Source organism: Roseivirga sp. BDSF3-8 (genome assembly GCF_041449215.1).
GTDB lineage: Bacteria > Bacteroidota > Bacteroidia > Cytophagales > Cyclobacteriaceae > JBGNFV01.
On the sequence record NZ_JBGNFV010000001.1, the window covers coordinates 1420285 to 1436294 of the forward strand.

Here is a 16010-nt window from a genome sequence, read left to right on the forward strand (position 1 = left end):
ATTATGCACTTAAGCTACGAAATTATCTACAAGTGTAGATACGGTTACTCTAAACACCCACCCCTCTCTATGATGAAGACTACCTGCCTCTCGCTTTTATTTATCCTCTGCCTTCTTGGCTCAGCCTCTACGGTATGTCAGGGGCAAACATATGATGGTCCTGAGGAGGAAATTGATGCTATCATTGCTGCATCGGTGGCTTTTTCTCAACATTATATGAAGGGGGATTTTGATAAAATGGCAGCAAGCTACACGCTGAACGGGGCCATTCTACCTCCAGGGGCGGACATTATCCAGGGAAGAGAGGCGATCGAAAAGCGATGGACGCTACCAGAAGGTGTTTCCATCAGCCATCACAGGAGTACACCGACTGAAATAACGGTGAGTGGGGACTTCGCTTATGATATAGGGTACTATGAGGGAACGACGGTGAAAAAGGACGGGACCGAAAGTAGCTGGAAGGGGAAATACCTGATCGTATGGAAAAAAGTGGACGGGAAGTGGCTTATTCACATGGATGCCTGGAACGGGGTCTAGCACATCATAAAAAAGGCCAGCTATATGGAATAGCCGGCCGTTGAATGTGATATAGAGGTGGGTAGCTATCTGACCTCGCCTTTAAGGGTTAGCAGCATAGGCTCTGAGCGGTCATTCGTGAAGACTTTGACTGTCTTGGTGAATGCGCCTGTTTTTGCTGCGTTGTAGGTTGCTTTGATTACGCCTGCCTCCCCGGGGGCTATGGCTTCTTTAGGATACTCGCTCACAGTGCACCCGCAAGAGGTTTTTACTTCTGTTATGATAAGGGGTGTGTCGCCTTCATTCCGGAAGGAAAAGGCTGCTGTAACGGGCTCACCTTTATCAACTGCACCAAAATCATGGGTACGTTTGGCAAATTTAATAGCGGACTCCCGGAGCATGTCCTCAAATGTGGCTGCACCAGCGGTAATGAATACGGCAAACAGCAGCCCGGTCAGTAATACAAATCCTTTTTTCATTTTCTAAATACATTAAGTGATCAGATTGTGTATGTATCAAATGTGAGGAATGACAGGCGTAATAGCTGTTAATGACTTCCTAACAATTGTTAATGAAATGTTAAACCCGGGCAATTAAGATGGGAATGGGGTAGATTTAGGTCCGGAGCCTAGGTAAAGGGGCTCCTTTAGGCTTATACATCACCTTATGAGCAGACGGACATTACGCATAGTGGTCATGCTGGGCCTGCTATCTATAGCGGGCATTCTTACGGTGCAGGTGTTTTGGTTTCAGCGGGCTTATACGCTTGAGGAGAAACAGTTCAGTCACAATGTGCACCTGGCGCTACAAAATACGGCTGACCGGTTACTTGAGTACAACGGCCATACGTCTCCCTTGCCTGATCCGGTAGATCAGCTCTCATCGAGCTATTTTATCGTGATGGTGAATGACAGGATCGATGCAAACCTGCTTGAGTTTTTCCTGCAGAATGAATTTCGTGAACGGAATATCACTACGGATTTTGAGTATGGCATCTATGACTGTAATGAGGAGCAGATGGTGTACGGGAATTTTGTGAAGCTGGGCACGGCGGATGCGGCTGAGCCGAGCGGCAGCCTGCCTCAACTGGATAAGGAAAATTATTACTTCGGGGTGTACTTTCCCCGCAGGGATGTTTTCCTGCTCAGTAACCTCGAGCTATGGATTGTAAGCAGTATCCTGTTGCTGACGGTATCAGCATTCTTTGGCTATGCCGTCATCGCGTTACTGAGACACCGGAGGCTATCTGAAATCCAGAATGATTTTGTTAATAACATGACCCATGAGTTTAAAACGCCTGTGTCTTCTATTACGGTTGCTGCGGAGACGCTCAAAAGATCATCGATGACGGACCCGGAGCGGATACGTCGCTACGCGGATATTATAGGGACAGAGGCTGTAAAGATTCAGGGTCAGGTGGAGCGGGTGCTGCAAATTGCTGACCCGAAAGGAAAGGGCTTTACGGTAAAGCCGGTACCTACGGATATCCATGAGTTGATCAATGAGGTGGCTGGTGGCTTCAGGTCGAAGTTTGAGGAGGAGGGCGGCCGTCTAAGGCTCCATTTTAATGCTGATGACTGTGCTTTAATGGTTGACCCTCACCACATACAGAATGTACTGGCAAACCTGCTGGAGAATGCATTGAAGTATAATGGGCATGGGGTGAAGGTGGACTTACATACCTGGAGGGACCGCAGGGGGTTTTATGTAGCCGTGAATGACAATGGTAAGGCCATACCTGAAAAGCACAGGAGCCGGATCTTTGAAAAGTTTTACAGGATCCCTACGGGTGACAGGCATGATGTGAAAGGGTTTGGCCTGGGCTTATACTATGTAAAGCAAGTGATGGAGGCTCATAATGGCAAGGCCGGGGTACGTAGCGGGGAGCATGAGGGCAATGGTTTTACGCTATTTTTCAGGGCAAAATGAAGGCACACATACTTTTTGTAGAGGATGACAACAACCTGCGCTTTTTGGTGGAGGACAACCTGGCAATGGAGGGCTTTCGGGTAACAGGCTGTGCGGATGGGGAAGCGGGGCTGAAGGCTTTTACGGAGCAGGCGTTTGATCTCTGTATACTTGATGTGATGATGCCGAAAATGGATGGTATCTCGCTGGCAAAGAAGATCAGGGCTGAGGACTCAGCCATCCCTATCCTTTTTCTTACGGCCAAGGGGCAAAAGGATGACCGGATCAATGGGTTCAGAGCTGGCGGGGATGATTATATCACGAAACCTTTCAGTATTGAGGAGCTGGTTTGCCGCATCCGGGTATTCTTACGGCGGACAGGCTCTAATGATATGGATGTGAGCCCTGCTAGGGAATACAGGGTGTGATCGGCTGTGTTTCGATATACTACTCTTGAGGTGGAAACGAGGGCTGGGATAAAGTGCCTGACACAAAGGGAGGCTGACCTGCTCCGGGTGCTGTGTGAAAACAAGGGACAGGTGGTAAAACGGGACACGCTGATGAAAGCGGTGTGGGGAGAAGATGACTATTTTGTAGGGCGCAGCATGGATGTATTTATCAGCCGCTTACGAAAATATCTCAAAGATGAACCTTCTATAGAAATTGTGAATGTATATGGAGTGGGGTTCCGGTTGGTAGAGAAAGAATAGGCCTTATGGAGGGCCGGGCTAATATGATCTTAACTGCCCCCTTTTCTGTGGGTAAATCAATCCATTACTTAAAGACTATTATTTATAGGCAGTACCACCACTGGTAAGGCCTGATGGCTTTCCTGGAGATAGCAGAATAATGCAAAATGGAGGGCTATAGGATATCTACAGTATGACTATAGGATGACTATGGGATGACTATAGGATCACTATGGGCAAGCTGAAGGCGGAAACTACGGAATAAGACAATTTGCACGAGGCAGGAAGAGGGCAGGCTACGGGAATCTCCGGAGTAACGTATACCATTGTTAGCAGCAGGTAATCCCCGGGAGATTCTCTCATGTTTATAAAAGCTATCCTGACACCAGCTCAGATCACTCATAAACAAGTTTATTATATAAACCTGTGAGCTAAATTTTTTTAGGCCTCTGCATGAATTGAGCTTCCCACCTGGGTTTCATTTTACGCCAGATGATGCTGCCTGTGAGCATTACGGCTGCTGTGGAGGCACCAACGGCTGTGAAAAAGGGGGAATTGGGCAGACGGGTAAGTACCTCACCGGCAAAGGCTCCATATAGCCCGAATACGGACCAGTACATCCATGAGAAGTGGTGAATAACCCACTTAGGGGAGGATCGCCTGATGGCGGGCACCATACCGAGTATAAGGGTAGCTGAGCTTACTACGGCAGCGATATGAAATATACCGAACCCACCGAACAGCCGGTAGATCATAAAGGCAGTGATGAGCATAATGCCCATGGCGGCGGTATAAACATAGCCTGCCTGCTTGTGTCGTTTTCCGCCTTTATCTGCTATAAGTACATAGGTGCCGGATATCAGGGAGATAGTGGCTGCGAGGGTGTGTAACCATCCGATGGGACTCATAATATTATTTTTTTATGTATGACTGAAGGGATTTAACGTAGTTTTCAAATGCGTGAATACCGGTCTTACTGATGCTGCAGGTAGTGACGGGCTTCTTTCCTTTATATCCTTTACTCACAGCGATGTAGCCGGCATTGCTAAGCTTATCGAGCTGCACGCTCAGGTTACCGGCAGTAGCGCTGGTCTTTTCTTTGAGATAGACAAACTCTGCTGATTCCACGCTCATGAGCAGGGACATAATGGCCAGGCGAAGCTGGGAATGCAGCAGGGGGTCCAGGTCTTTAAAGTCTGACATATCAGGCAGACTTAAGCATGTAGCCGGGAATGAGATAGCCGCATGCTATGGCAATAGCCGATACGAGCAGGGCGTATGAGGGACTTACCTGGAAGGCAACGGCACTGAAGAGCCAGAATGAGCTACCGCCGTAAATGAGGGGCCTAAAGCGGAGCAATAGGCCGGAAATGAAGGTGGCCATGCCGGCAAAGAGCAGAACAACTGGCGTAATAAGGTTACCTAACTGTCCGCTGAAAATGAGCACGATGAGACTAAAGCTCATGGCTACCCAGGTCCACAATACGATGTCATCGGTATAGGTACGCACGGTGGCCCTGGATGATTGCCTGTATCCGTATATAAAGCTGACTATCCAGGCGGGTATGGTGATGAGCCAGACGATATAGGGATGGGGATAGCTGGTAAATTCCATGAGGTAGAAGTGTCCCAGGTTGGCCAGCATGACCACCCAGCCCCATAGCAACAGATGAAAGCTACTCCCTTTTACATTTCCTTTAGCGGTATTGATCATACGGGAGATAAGCTGGAGGCTTTCTTCTCCGGTCATTTGCCTGGTAGATTTCATAAGCGAAAGAATTTACATCTAATATAAAGTAGTTTACGATATAAACCAAATTATGTTCCTTAGCTTTAATTTGAATGGGGACAGGGTCAGTACTTGTAAGAGTGGTTTTGAACAAAACACCCGCCAGAGGTATTTTTCACACATACCATAAGGCAATATCCATTGAAAAGTCTGCTCTCTCCTTACAAGATCAAAAAGCTCACCCTGGCCATTATCCACAGTATTGCCTTTTATCCGGCTATAATAGCGGTGGGTTTTTTCTTACTGGCCATTGGGGCTATGTACGCGGAGGGGCAGTTCGGGCTGCATGAAGCGGTGGAAGAGGTGCCTTACCTGGCAGTGGGCAACCCCGACACGGCCCGCAGCATGCTTACTACGCTGGCGGGTGGGGTAATCTCTCTCATGGTATTTACATTTACTATGGTGATGGTGGTATTGAATCTGACCTCTACTAATTACTCTCCCCGTGTGCTTCCCGGCCTTATAAGCAGTAAGCCGCACCAGGTGGTACTGGGGTTATTCCTTGGAACGATTACGTACACGATCACTGTGCTTAGTAATATAGACAGTGATTACTTTGAGTTTGTGGTACCAAAACTGGCGCTTGTGATCAATGCAGGAGCGGGTGCCGTCAGCTTTATAGCTTTTATCTACTTTATACACCATATCAGCCGTTCGATTCAGGTTAGCAATATTCTTTTAGAACTTCATCATAAAACGCTTAAGGTATTACGGCACGAAAAGGAGAACGGGCAATATATATCTCCGGATCTGCTGCCTGACCTGGGGGAGGAGCATGTGGTTCATATGAAAGACAGTGGGTTCTTTCATACACTTTCTGATAAGAACCTGATCAAACTGGCTAAAAAGCATGATGTGACTATCCGGTTACTGGTAACGAAGGGGATGCATACATTAAAGGGATCTCCGTTCCTGAAAGTAAACAAGCCACTGGATGATGAGGCAAAGGATGCTATCCTTAGCTGTGTTGTTTTCAGAAATGAGGAACTGATCTCACAAAACCATCTGGATGGCATAAAGCAGGTTACAGAAATAGCTCTGAAAGCTCTGAGCCCTGGCATCAACGACCCGGGTACGGCCTTGATGGCATTGGACTATCTGGCGGATATTTATATTCACCTTATCCCTTTGGAGGGGCATAAGACGGTCATGCAGGACGGACACTTCTTCATAATATATGATGAAACGCCGGTATGTGAGGCGATAAAGGCAAGCCTGATGGAAATACTTATATACGGGAAAGGGGATGCTATGGTGATGTATAAGATGAAAAAACACCTGGAAACGTTATCTGCCCGGTATACTGAGGGAAAGATAGGTGATTGCTTCCGGGAGATGGATCGTATTGTTGATAGTGAGATCAACAAGGGGGGGATCACACCGTACATCAGGCCTTTTCTTGCATAGCCTCATCTTCCTTTTTCTCTTTTCTGACAGTGCTCCACCAGTTCAACAGGCTATACTTCTTGATCTTTAACTGTGAGACGATGATGATGCTGACAATGATGAGGAGGGACCAGGATGTGTACTTATGCCAGTCAACCATCTGCCATCCGGCATGCTGGTAGGCGTACTTCCAGGCACCGAGAAATGTGGCGATGTTTTCTGCGAGCCACAGGAAAAAACCGATAAGCAGGAAGGCGACAATCATAGGCATCTGCCTCTTACGACAGATGGTGGCGTAACTAACTTTTGTACGCCAGAACACAATGACTATTGCGCCTGTGATGTACCAGCGGACATCTGGCAGGTAGGCATTGGTCATAAAGTTACCATAGATGGCGATAGCGACCAGGGTGGAGAGCCATGCTACGGGCCAGCGAATCATTTTCAGGTCCAGCCGCTTCCATGACTGGCAGATGTAGCTGGCTACACTGGCATACATAAACCCGCTGTAGAGTGGTACGCCTCCTATTTTGGTATAGGCCTGTTCGGGATAGGACCAGGAGCCTACATTTACTTTATGCACTTCCATAATGAGGCCGAGCAGGTGGAATACGGTTATTACCAGCACCTCGCGCTTGCTCTCGAGACCAGCCAGATACATATAAATCTGCATGCCTATACAGGCGAGCAATAGAAAATCATATCTGGGCAGCCAGGAGGGGCTCAGCACATGGGACAGACTGAGCATACCGAATATAAAGACGGGAAATATACAGCTAATGGCCTGCCGATAGCCGAAGGCAAGCAGCTCACGCAGGTGACGCCCGGGGGCGGATGCCTCCGGGTGATAAGCCAGGGTTTCTAGTATACGTCTGTGCACCCGCCGGGCACTAAGTTGGGCCAACATGTGGTAAAGCTACGAAGATTAGGTTACCGGTGCAGGGTGATTTACGGGTATAACGCACCTGAGCGGTGAAAAGAGACCTAATATCCGTACTTATCGCCCCACAGGGCTTTGAGCCGTTTACGTAGCTCGGCTTCGCGCGCATTCTGGCCAGGGTCGTATAATTTAAAATCCCCGATCTGGTCGGGCAGGTACTGCTGATGGACAAAGTTGTTTTGGAAGTCGTGTGCGTACTTGTAGCCTTTGCCGTATCCTTCTTTCTTCATAAGCTTGGTGGGGGCATTGCGCAGGTGCATGGGTACGGGCAGGTCGCCGGTTTCTCGTACGAGCTTTTTGGCTTGCTTGATGGCCATGTAGCTGGCATTGCTTTTGGGTGAAGAGGCGAGATAGGTGGCGCACTGGCTTAGTACGATCTCTGCTTCGGGGTAGCCGATGTAGGTGACTGCCTGAAAGGTATTGGCGGCTATGACGAGGGCTGTGGGGTTGGCATTACCAATGTCTTCGGAAGCTAGTATGAGCATACGCCGGGCTATGAACTTGACATCTTCACCTCCCTCGATCATGCGGGCGAGGTAGTATACGGCGGCATTGGGGTCACTGCCCCGCATGCTTTTGATAAACGCACTGATGATATCATAGTGCTGCTCGCCGGTTTTGTCATATACGGCTACGCGCTGCTGGGCTATGTCCATCACGGCCTTGTCGGTAATGACGGCGGGGTCTTCCTGGATGGAGTCTATCACGAGCTCAAACAGGTTGAGCAGTTTACGGGCGTCTCCCCCACTGATATTTAAGAGGGCGGCGTGCTCTTTAATTTCCACTTCCCTTTTTTTGAGCTTATCGTCCTGCTTCAAGGCGCGGTTCATGAGCTTAAGGAGGTCCTCTTCTTCCAGGTGCCTTAGGGTGTATACCTGGCTCCTGGAAAGGAGGGCTGAGTTTACTTCAAAACTGGGATTTTCTGTAGTGGCGCCTATGAGGGTAACGGTACCCTTTTCCACGGCACCGAGCAGGGCATCCTGCTGGCTTTTGCTGAAACGGTGTATCTCATCAATAAATAGGATGGTACCGCGGTGCCTGTTGGCTTCGGCTATTACTTCACGTACTTCTTTGACGCCGCTGCTTATGGCACTGAGGGAGCGAAAAGGCCGCTTGAGGGAGTTGGCGACGACATTGGCAATGGTGGTTTTGCCGGTGCCGGGAGGGCCCCACAGGATCATGCTGGGGATCTGACCGGCTTTAATGGCCCGGCGGAGTACGCCCCCATCGCCGGTAAGGTGTTCCTGGCCGATGAGGTCATCGAGGGTGACGGGGCGGAGGCGTTCGGGGAGGGGATGGTTGTGTTCGAATTGCATATAAAAAATGTATAAAACCGCGGGATTCGGCTGTAAAGTAATACTTTTGCGGCATGAATTCCAACGTGCGGGTATATGCCCTTTTGGGGCTGGTAAGTCTGATCTACGGCACTAATTATGTGGTGGCAAAGGCGGCCATGACGTCTTACCTGCAGCCTTTCGGGTTCATTGTGTTACGGGTATTCGTAGCTACCATTCTCTTCTGGATATACCACGCGCTTACGGTGGCTGAGCCGGTAAAACATCGCCGGGACTACCTGAAGCTGGCGCTGTGTGGTTTTTTGGGGGTTTGCTGTAATCAACTGGCTTTTTTTAAAGGGCTGAGCATGACGAGTGCGGTTAATGCGAGCCTGATCATGACGATTACTCCTATCATAACGGTGGTGGCTTCTGCGATTATCCTTAAGGAAAAGCTGCGCAGTGTGCAGGGGCTGGGCATACTACTGGGCTCTATCGGTGCATTTCTGTTAATTTTCAATGAGAATGCGGCGGTGTCGGCAGACTCGCTGGGCGGGGACTTGCTGGTGCTTTTCAACGCCTCATCGTATGGTACGTACCTGGTGGTGGTACGTCCTCTAATGGCCCGCTACAATGCGGCTACGGTGGTAAAATGGGTGTTTTTCTTCGGTTTTTTCATGGTACTGCCTTTCGGGCTGGGGGAGGCGCTGGCTACAGACTATGCCAGCTTCCCGTGGCAGGCGTGGGGAGCAATAGGCTTTGTGATAATAGGGACTACTTTTATTGCCTACCTGCTGAATGCCCGGGCGCTTAAACATGTGTCATCGGCTATAGTAGGCTATTTTATTTACCTGCAGCCTGTTTTTGCCACCCTCATATCAGTAGGGCTGGGCTATGAGACCTTTACGTGGCTCAAGGGCTTTTTCAGCCTCATGATCTTCGCGGGTGTTTTCCTTGTGATTCGCAGCCGGAAGTGATGCTTCTCAGGGGTTCAGTTCTTTGAGTATACGGATGACTTGCTGGTGCATTTCTCCTGTATAGTCGAGGTGGGTAACAAACCTGATCTCCTTTTTCCCGAAAGGTGCGGCCATGAGGCCTTTTTGTTTCATTTTCTGCAGTAGGGGGGCGGGCTCCAGGTCTGCTGCCAGCCGGAATATGACGATATTCGTATCTACAGGCAATACATGCTCTACAAAGGGTAGTTTTTCGAGGGTCTGACCCAGCTCGCGGGCTCTTTTGTGATCTTCACGCAGTCTTTTTACGTGGTGGTCCAGGGCATAGATGCCTGCTGCAGCGAGAAAGCCGGCCTGACGCATACCTCCTCCAAATACTTTCCTGATGCGTTTGGCTTCCTGAACTTTATCGGCAGGCAATAAGAGCACGGAGCCGACGGGTGCGCCGAGGCCTTTGCTGAGGCATACGGATATGGTATCGAAATAGCGGCCATACTCTACGGGGTCCTCACCGGTTTCTACGAGGGCATTAAATACTCTGGCGCCGTCCAGGTGAAGGCCTAACTTATGCCTTCGGCAGACCTGGCTTATGGTGCCTATACGGTCTACGGTATAGATGCTCCCGCCTCCTTTATTTACTGTATTTTCGAGTGCAATGAGGCTGGTGCGGGGGTAGTGGATATCATCGGCCAGGATATTTTCCTCTACCATCTTAGCTGAGAGGCGTCCACGGTCGCCATCGAGCAGGCGTACGCTACAGAAGCTGTTGTAGGCGATACCGCCGCCCTCATAGTTGTATATATGTGCCCGCTGGTCGCAAACTACCTCATCCTGTGGTTTGGTCATGAGGCGGATAGCAATCTGGTTGGTCATGGTGCCACTGGGGCAGAAGAGACCTGCCTGCATACCGAAGAGGCGAGCGGCTTTCCGCTCGAGTTCATGTACGGTAGGGTCTTCATTCCATACATCGTCTCCTACTTCAGCATGCATCATGGCTTCCAGCATGCCTGGAGTAGGCTTGGTCACGGTATCGCTTCTCAGGTCTATGATCTTGGTCATTTTTCGGGGCATTATAAAGAAGTGGCCATATTACAAAAGTGCGGGTTACTCTCCAAAGGAGGTTTATACAGAATTTTATAAAGAAAGAATAGTGCTGTAACAAGCTGACAATGTGCTTTTTTAAGATTACAGAAAGATAATTACATGGGTCATTTTAGGTGATCATATCATTATGGCCGATCAGACAGGAAGGTTACCTTTATAATCGAATAGGTTTAATAGTAAGGTGAACAAGCGACTGTTGGCAGAGGTGTAGCAAAGAAAATTTTAAGATTAGTTTGATCGCTTGTTCATGGAGCCCCGCAAGGGGAAAACATAGCCCCGGAGATCCCGGGGCTTGTTTTTTTATTACCACTCATCCCTGTGCCTGCCCGTCCCGCGAAACATTTTTTAGAGAGACGTATCATTTTTCTCATATTAGGGGGGAACCTCAACTAATATGAGCGAAGAAATACTCAATACGCAATCACTAACGCGGCGGTATGGTGCCGTCACGGCTGTAGACCAGCTCTCGATCTCGGTAAGAAAAGGTACTGTATATGGCCTGCTAGGCCCCAATGGAAGCGGTAAGACGACGCTGCTAAGCATGGTGCTGGGGGTAATAAGGCCAGATAGCGGCTCCTTTACCTGGTTTGGCAGCCAACCTTCTCCGGATACCTATAAGCGGGTGGGCACTTTACTGGAAACACCGAATTTTTACCCTCACCTGAGTGGGGAGAATAACCTTAAGATCAGCTGCATGATCAAAGGTGCTTCTTATGATCGTATACGGGAAGTACTTACGCTGACGGGTCTGGAAGGCCGCGGGCACCATAGTTTCCGGTCTTACTCACTGGGCATGAAGCAGCGCCTGGCTATTGCTGCTGCTCTGCTGAACGAACCGGAGGTGCTGGTACTGGATGAGCCTACTAACGGGCTGGACCCAAAGGGAATTGCTGAAGTGAGGGAGCTTATTAAGGAAATAGCCTCCCGCGGTGTAACTGTGTTGCTGGCAAGCCATCTGCTGGACGAGGTGGAAAGGGTGTGCACGGAGGTGGCTATACTGAAAAAAGGGTCTCTGCTGTACCAGGGTAATGTGGACGGTCTGCGCTCGGAGATGGTGACGGTAAAACTGGCGGCGCCGGACATGGGCTTGCTGGTCTCACTCCTGGAAAGCTATGCTGGCTACAAAGCGCATGAAATAAGGAATAATGTAGCGGTGGCTTCTTTTGACCCGCCCTTTGACGGGGCTGCCTTAAACAGGCACTTCTTTGAAAACGGGCTTTCGCTCAGCCACCTGGAGACGGAGCGAGAAAGCCTGGAGAAAACTTTCCTGAAACTCGTATCCTGAACCTGATATGAACGTAATCAAACTCGAACTTTTCAAGATAAGCCGGTCGAAGGGCTTTTATATTACTCTGGGCGTATTCTTCGTGCTGGAGATTATCGCTCTTCTGAGTTTTGTGGATGACTTTATCTCTAACCTGGAGGTAAACGGGGAGCAACTTCCGATTTTACATATTATTCAGTTTCCTGATATCTGGGGCTATTTTGCTTACGGTGGGAGGTTTTTCAATATCATTCTTGCCCTGCTGGTAATCAGCCAGGTGGCCCAGGAATACCAGTACAAAACGCTGCGGCAGCACTTGCTGGAGGGTATGAGCCGCACGGGCTTTGTTGCCTCTAAGATGGTGACGGTGGTATTGCTTTGCCTGAGTGCCTCTTTATTACTATTTGTACTGACTCTTATATCTGGATTTAAGAATACGAGCGGGGCGGACTTTGCGCAGGCTACGGAGGGGATGTCTATCATGCTGCCCTTTTTTGTGCAGACCTTTTCTTACCTGTGCCTGGCTATGTTCATAGCGATACTTGTAAGAAAAAGCTATCTGGGGCTCATCCTCTTTCTTCTTTACGGCTTTATAGCGGAGCCCATCTTCAGGTGGGTATTGCCTGAGCCGCTGGGGGAGTATCTTCCCCTGAGTACAATGGGGAATATCATCCCTAACCCGGTGATGGAGGCACTGGGGCAGGCTGAAGCAACGGGGATAGACCAAACTGCGCTTGCACTAAGTGCTATTTATGCGGCCCTGTTTATCTTTGGCTCGCTTGCCTTACTATATAAAAGAGATGTCTGAACAACCGGCACAGCAGATAGCGGTGCACTATGCCCGCAATGACCACCAGTGGCCTGCTTCTATTTATGAGAAGTACCTGGCTCTGTTACCGCAAGCAATGCAGGATAGAATAAGGCGGTTTCACAGATGGCAGGATGCGCAGGCAAGCCTTATTGGTAAGCTTCTCCTGCTGGAGGCATGGAAGCCTCAGGGCCTGGACCAAAGCAGCCTCCGCAAACTGGAGTATACGGAATATCAGCGACCTTACCTGCCGGGTCATGCGGACTTTAATATTACGCATTCGGGCAACATGGTGGCTTGTGCTATCAATCCGGAAGGTAGAATAGGAATAGACATTGAGGTATACAGCGATATTGACCTCAATGACTTTAAGAACTTGTGGACGGAGGCTGAGTACGCGCATATCTATGCTCCTGAAAGTCCCTTATCGGTATTTTTTCATTACTGGGCAAGAAAGGAAGCGGTGATTAAAGCTGACGGTAAAGGGCTTAGTATACCATTGAAAGATATTGAGATAAGCGGAACGGAAGGTATGGTATATAACCGTGAGAGGTTTTACCTGACCAACCTGGAGCTTACCGGGGATGGGGCTAGCTGGCTGGCAACAGACAAGCCAATGTCACTGGCGCCAACCTTACATAAACACGTATACGGCTGATTATTAAGGGGAAGCACTCATCCCAGAATCTGCCTGAGAAAAAATTATGACTTTTTTTCGAAAAGTAGTTTGCACTTATCAAACTTTTGTCTACCTTTGAATTACATAGCTGGTTGAAAAGGGTCTCGCGCAGAAATGCCGGGGCCCCTTTTTTTTGCCCTATTTGGTAATCCCTTTTTTTAGCTGCCTGTTTTTTTAAGCTCAACAGCCTGATTACCCTTGCCGTATAATAACTCAGAGGGCTGCAAACCAAAACCTATCATTCAGGATGAATAGAATTAAACCACTGGATAAGACTCCTTCTACTACAGTGGAACTTTTGCCGGGCGGACAAACCGACTTATCAGCCTGGACTCAGGCACGCTTTAAGATCATTTTCTTCTACAGGGGCTACCATTGTCCGGTGTGCAGGCTTTATCTGCATGACATACAGGTAAAACTGAATGATTTCAGGCAAATGAACATTGAGGTGATCGCTGTAAGTTGTGACACTGCTGAACGGGCAGCTTTGGCGAGGGACGAGTGGCATATGCCTGATCTTACTATTGGCTACGGTATGGACCCGGACTCTGCCAGGGAGTGGGGCCTGTACTTATCGGATGGCCGGGGTAACCTTGAGCCGGACTTGTTCAGTGAGCCTGGCATATTTATCCTGAACTCTGATGGTACATTATATGCTTCTGTCATACAAACCATGCCTTTTTCACGTCCAAGTATTGAACAATTAGTGAAGGACATGCGCTATATTATAGAAAATGATTATCCGCCCAGGGGTACTCACTAAAACACTCTATCGACCGAAAGACTTATTTATCTGATGATTTCCTCTTCTAAGAACCCGATACCGGATGATTTACCTGCTGATCCAAGGTATATGTTTTTTACCTGGGACCCTCAGGATAAAATGGTGACGTCCAGCGGTGAACCGGATGTATTACGTGTAGGAACCAAAAAGAAGGACCTGCCCTCTCCGTATGATGTACTCATTGATAAACTGGACAGGGCTTTTGAAAAAGAGACGTTCCGGCAGGATTTTGATTTCTGCTTTCAGCCGCAAGAGGGAAGGTGGTTCAGGGTCCACTCCTGCCCTTCTACCTGCATATCCCACTCACGGGATGAGGTGATGGTCATACTTACAAACATTAGCGAGAGCAAAAAACTTACTGACCGCCTGAAAGGTGAAAAGAACGAGGCTCTGGCACTTTCAAAAATGATCATCCATGATATAAAAAATCCGCTGATGACCATTATGAACGTAGGCAGGCTGTTAGAGCTGGAAGGTAAAGGGGAGAACTTCTCTAATTATACCGCGCTCATATCCGAGGTAAGCAAAGAGGCTATGAATATGGCTGATAAGGTAGGCGAGCTGCTCAGCATTATGTCTGATAAGGAAAAACAGGAACTGACGCCGCTGGTGCTGGATGTGGAACTGGAGGCATTGGTCGCACAGAAAAAAGCCCAGCATACCGAAAGGCATATTGGACTAGAGGTAGAAGATGAGGCGCGCAACGAGGAGGTAAAAGCCTCCAGGCCTGCTATCAGGAACATATTTGAACAGATGGTGAATAATGCCATCAAATTCTCGGAAACTCATACGCGAATAACTATTAGCCTGAAAAAGGAAGGCTCTGCCCTGATCCTTGCATGCGTGGATGAGGGTATAGGGGTGCCTGCTTTGCAGGCGAGCCAGTTACTGAATAAACTACCTACTTCCAGCCGGAAGGGGCTGCGAGGGGAAAAAGGCTATGGATTGGGTCTGCCTATCATGAAAAAGCTGACGGAAAACCTGAACGGAACGATAGCTTTTGAAAGTGACGAGGATCAAGGCACGACGGTACGTATTGCTCTTCCTATACATTAAAGTGGGGCCGGACCTAACTGTAAGGGCGCTACGCAGTTGTATATGACACGGATTTTGTATCCGCTATGTGACATACAAACTATGGATTATGAGGGCAATCTGGAAAGGTGCTATTGGCTTCGGGCTTGTTAACATCCCTATAAAACTATACAGCGCCACTGAGAGCAGACGTCTGGATCTGGACATGCTGGACAAGAGTGACCATGAACGGATCAGGTACAAGCGTGTGAACCAGAAGACGGGCAAAGAGGTGGACTGGGATGATATCGTAAAGGGCTACCTGATGGAGGATGACTACATCATCCTGGAGGATGAGGACTTCGATAAAGCGGCCGCAAAGAAATCAAAGATCATAGAGATCAATGAGTTTGTGGAAGAGGGTAACATCGATGGCATTCTGTACAAGAACCCATACTTTATAGAGCCAGAAAAAAGCGGGCAAAAGGCTTATGCGCTACTACGTGAGGCGCTGACAAAGACTGAAAAGGTGGGCATAGCTACTTTTGTGCTCAGAAGCCGTGAGGACCTGGCGGTGATACGCCCGGCGGGAAATGTGCTCTACCTGCAGAAAATCCGCTTTGCGGAAGAGGTTAGAAGCCCGGATGAGCTTAATGTATCTGATGACACAGAGCTGAAGAAGAAGGAGCTGGACATGGCTGTTCAGCTTATAGAAAATTACAGCACGGACTTTGACCTGGGCCAGTATAAAGATACCTATACTGACGCGCTGATGCAGGTAATAGAGGCCAAGGCCAAAGGCAAGAAGCCGAAGGTGAAAAAGATGGAAGTGGCTCCCACAGAAGCAAAGGACCTTATGGCCCAGTTAAAAGCAAGCCTGCAACAGAAAAAAGCCTCATAAG

The 16010-nt window shown here is 48.8% G+C and carries 19 protein-coding genes; 12 read left to right on the forward strand and 7 right to left on the reverse strand.

Annotated elements, in window-relative coordinates:
• Positions 1–69 precede the first annotated feature (69 nt).
• Positions 70–537, forward strand: coding sequence for a DUF4440 domain-containing protein (locus AB9P05_RS05625; protein WP_371907832.1), 468 nt, complete (start codon positions 70–72; stop codon positions 535–537).
• A 65-nt stretch (positions 538–602) separates the two neighbouring features.
• Here AB9P05_RS05625 and AB9P05_RS05630 read toward each other — a convergent pair whose 3' ends face one another.
• On the reverse strand, positions 603–995 hold the full coding sequence (locus AB9P05_RS05630) for a DUF1573 domain-containing protein (RefSeq protein WP_371907833.1): 393 nt from the start codon (positions 993–995) through the stop codon (positions 603–605).
• Between the two features lie 187 nt (positions 996–1182).
• On the opposite strand from AB9P05_RS05630, the gene AB9P05_RS05635 reads away from it, so the two are divergent.
• The 3 genes from AB9P05_RS05635 to AB9P05_RS05645 are packed head-to-tail and all read left to right on the forward strand — an operon-like array spanning position 1183 to position 3134.
• A complete protein-coding gene (locus AB9P05_RS05635; protein WP_371907834.1) occupies positions 1183–2445 on the forward strand; it encodes a sensor histidine kinase in 1263 nt (420 codons plus the stop codon).
• Entirely contained in the window at positions 2442–2852 is a 411-nt protein-coding gene (locus AB9P05_RS05640; protein WP_371907835.1) for a response regulator transcription factor, read from the forward strand. Before AB9P05_RS05635 ends, AB9P05_RS05640 begins: the two co-directional genes overlap by 4 nt.
• A 6-nt stretch (positions 2853–2858) precedes the next feature.
• On the forward strand, positions 2859–3134 hold the full coding sequence (locus AB9P05_RS05645; protein ID WP_371907836.1) for a winged helix-turn-helix domain-containing protein: 276 nt from the start codon (positions 2859–2861) through the stop codon (positions 3132–3134).
• Positions 3135–3544: 410 nt separating this feature from the next.
• Here AB9P05_RS05645 and AB9P05_RS05650 read toward each other — a convergent pair whose 3' ends face one another.
• From AB9P05_RS05650 to AB9P05_RS05660, 3 genes are read right to left on the reverse strand one after another with little or no spacing between them, the layout of a single operon-like run.
• Positions 3545–4021: a DUF2306 domain-containing protein gene (locus tag AB9P05_RS05650; protein ID WP_371907837.1), complete on the reverse strand. Its 477-nt coding sequence runs from the start codon at positions 4019–4021 to the stop codon at positions 3545–3547.
• A gap of 4 nt (positions 4022–4025) precedes the next feature.
• Positions 4026–4316 (reverse strand): winged helix-turn-helix domain-containing protein, encoded by a 291-nt coding sequence (locus AB9P05_RS05655; RefSeq protein ID WP_371907838.1) that lies wholly within the window; start codon positions 4314–4316, stop codon positions 4026–4028.
• A 1-nt stretch (position 4317) separates the two neighbouring features.
• Positions 4318–4881 (reverse strand): hypothetical protein, encoded by a 564-nt coding sequence (locus tag AB9P05_RS05660; RefSeq protein ID WP_371907839.1) that lies wholly within the window; start codon positions 4879–4881, stop codon positions 4318–4320.
• Between the two features lie 162 nt (positions 4882–5043).
• Here AB9P05_RS05660 and AB9P05_RS05665 point away from each other — a divergent pair, with 162 nt between their 5' ends.
• A complete protein-coding gene (locus AB9P05_RS05665) occupies positions 5044–6309 on the forward strand; it encodes a DUF2254 domain-containing protein (protein WP_371907840.1) in 1266 nt (421 codons plus the stop codon).
• Here AB9P05_RS05665 and AB9P05_RS05670 read toward each other — a convergent pair.
• Entirely contained in the window at positions 6290–7195 is a 906-nt protein-coding gene (locus AB9P05_RS05670) for a DUF817 domain-containing protein (RefSeq protein WP_371907841.1), read from the reverse strand. The genes AB9P05_RS05665 and AB9P05_RS05670 overlap by 20 nt on opposite strands.
• Positions 7196–7272: 77 nt before the next feature.
• Entirely contained in the window at positions 7273–8544 is a 1272-nt protein-coding gene (locus tag AB9P05_RS05675; RefSeq protein WP_371907842.1) for a replication-associated recombination protein A, read from the reverse strand.
• Between the two features lie 53 nt (positions 8545–8597).
• Here AB9P05_RS05675 and AB9P05_RS05680 point away from each other — a divergent pair, with 53 nt between their 5' ends.
• Complete coding sequence (locus AB9P05_RS05680; protein WP_371907843.1) at positions 8598–9479, forward strand: DMT family transporter; 882 nt, start codon at positions 8598–8600, stop codon at positions 9477–9479.
• 6 nt (positions 9480–9485) lie between these two features.
• Here AB9P05_RS05680 and AB9P05_RS05685 read toward each other — a convergent pair whose 3' ends face one another.
• Positions 9486–10514, reverse strand: coding sequence for a low specificity L-threonine aldolase (locus tag AB9P05_RS05685; protein WP_371907844.1), 1029 nt, complete (start codon positions 10512–10514; stop codon positions 9486–9488).
• 439 nt (positions 10515–10953) lie between these two features.
• Here AB9P05_RS05685 and AB9P05_RS05690 point away from each other — a divergent pair, with 439 nt between their 5' ends.
• From AB9P05_RS05690 to AB9P05_RS05715, 6 genes are all read left to right on the forward strand, one after another.
• Positions 10954–11844 carry an ABC transporter ATP-binding protein gene (locus AB9P05_RS05690; RefSeq protein WP_371907845.1) on the forward strand — a complete coding sequence of 297 codons (891 nt, stop codon included), beginning with the start codon at positions 10954–10956 and terminating at the stop codon, positions 11842–11844.
• Positions 11845–11851: 7 nt separating this feature from the next.
• Entirely contained in the window at positions 11852–12631 is a 780-nt protein-coding gene (locus tag AB9P05_RS05695) for an ABC transporter permease (RefSeq protein WP_371907846.1), read from the forward strand.
• Complete coding sequence (locus AB9P05_RS05700) at positions 12624–13289, forward strand: 4'-phosphopantetheinyl transferase superfamily protein (RefSeq protein ID WP_371907847.1); 666 nt, start codon at positions 12624–12626, stop codon at positions 13287–13289. The genes AB9P05_RS05695 and AB9P05_RS05700 overlap by 8 nt, the downstream gene beginning before the upstream one ends.
• 268 nt (positions 13290–13557) lie before the next feature.
• On the forward strand, positions 13558–14073 hold the full coding sequence (locus tag AB9P05_RS05705) for a peroxiredoxin-like family protein (RefSeq protein WP_371907848.1): 516 nt from the start codon (positions 13558–13560) through the stop codon (positions 14071–14073).
• A gap of 90 nt (positions 14074–14163) precedes the next feature.
• On the forward strand, positions 14164–15150 hold the full coding sequence (locus AB9P05_RS05710) for a sensor histidine kinase (protein WP_371907849.1): 987 nt from the start codon (positions 14164–14166) through the stop codon (positions 15148–15150).
• Positions 15151–15238: 88 nt separating this feature from the next.
• Entirely contained in the window at positions 15239–16009 is a 771-nt protein-coding gene (locus tag AB9P05_RS05715) for a Ku protein (protein ID WP_371907850.1), read from the forward strand.
• Position 16010 lies beyond the last annotated feature (1 nt).

Excerpts from the sequence above, each read along its gene's own strand:
- AB9P05_RS05625 (WP_371907832.1), top strand. The coding sequence starts at position 70 with ATGATGAAGACTACCTGCCTCTCGCTTTTATTTATCCTCTGCCTTCTT.
- AB9P05_RS05630 (WP_371907833.1), bottom strand. The coding sequence starts at position 995 with ATGAAAAAAGGATTTGTATTACTGACCGGGCTGCTGTTTGCCGTATTC.
- AB9P05_RS05635 (WP_371907834.1), top strand. The coding sequence starts at position 1,183 with ATGAGCAGACGGACATTACGCATAGTGGTCATGCTGGGCCTGCTATCT.
- AB9P05_RS05640 (WP_371907835.1), top strand. The coding sequence starts at position 2,442 with ATGAAGGCACACATACTTTTTGTAGAGGATGACAACAACCTGCGCTTT.
- AB9P05_RS05650 (WP_371907837.1), bottom strand. The coding sequence starts at position 4,021 with ATGAGTCCCATCGGATGGTTACACACCCTCGCAGCCACTATCTCCCTG.
- AB9P05_RS05655 (WP_371907838.1), bottom strand. The coding sequence starts at position 4,316 with ATGTCAGACTTTAAAGACCTGGACCCCCTGCTGCATTCCCAGCTTCGC.
- AB9P05_RS05660 (WP_371907839.1), bottom strand. The coding sequence starts at position 4,881 with ATGAAATCTACCAGGCAAATGACCGGAGAAGAAAGCCTCCAGCTTATC.
- AB9P05_RS05670 (WP_371907841.1), bottom strand. The coding sequence starts at position 7,195 with ATGTTGGCCCAACTTAGTGCCCGGCGGGTGCACAGACGTATACTAGAA.
- AB9P05_RS05675 (WP_371907842.1), bottom strand. The coding sequence starts at position 8,544 with ATGCAATTCGAACACAACCATCCCCTCCCCGAACGCCTCCGCCCCGTC.
- AB9P05_RS05680 (WP_371907843.1), top strand. The coding sequence starts at position 8,598 with ATGAATTCCAACGTGCGGGTATATGCCCTTTTGGGGCTGGTAAGTCTG.
- AB9P05_RS05685 (WP_371907844.1), bottom strand. The coding sequence starts at position 10,514 with ATGACCAAGATCATAGACCTGAGAAGCGATACCGTGACCAAGCCTACT.
- AB9P05_RS05690 (WP_371907845.1), top strand. The coding sequence starts at position 10,954 with ATGAGCGAAGAAATACTCAATACGCAATCACTAACGCGGCGGTATGGT.
- AB9P05_RS05695 (WP_371907846.1), top strand. The coding sequence starts at position 11,852 with ATGAACGTAATCAAACTCGAACTTTTCAAGATAAGCCGGTCGAAGGGC.
- AB9P05_RS05700 (WP_371907847.1), top strand. The coding sequence starts at position 12,624 with ATGTCTGAACAACCGGCACAGCAGATAGCGGTGCACTATGCCCGCAAT.
- AB9P05_RS05705 (WP_371907848.1), top strand. The coding sequence starts at position 13,558 with ATGAATAGAATTAAACCACTGGATAAGACTCCTTCTACTACAGTGGAA.
- AB9P05_RS05710 (WP_371907849.1), top strand. The coding sequence starts at position 14,164 with ATGTTTTTTACCTGGGACCCTCAGGATAAAATGGTGACGTCCAGCGGT.
- AB9P05_RS05715 (WP_371907850.1), top strand. The coding sequence starts at position 15,239 with ATGAGGGCAATCTGGAAAGGTGCTATTGGCTTCGGGCTTGTTAACATC.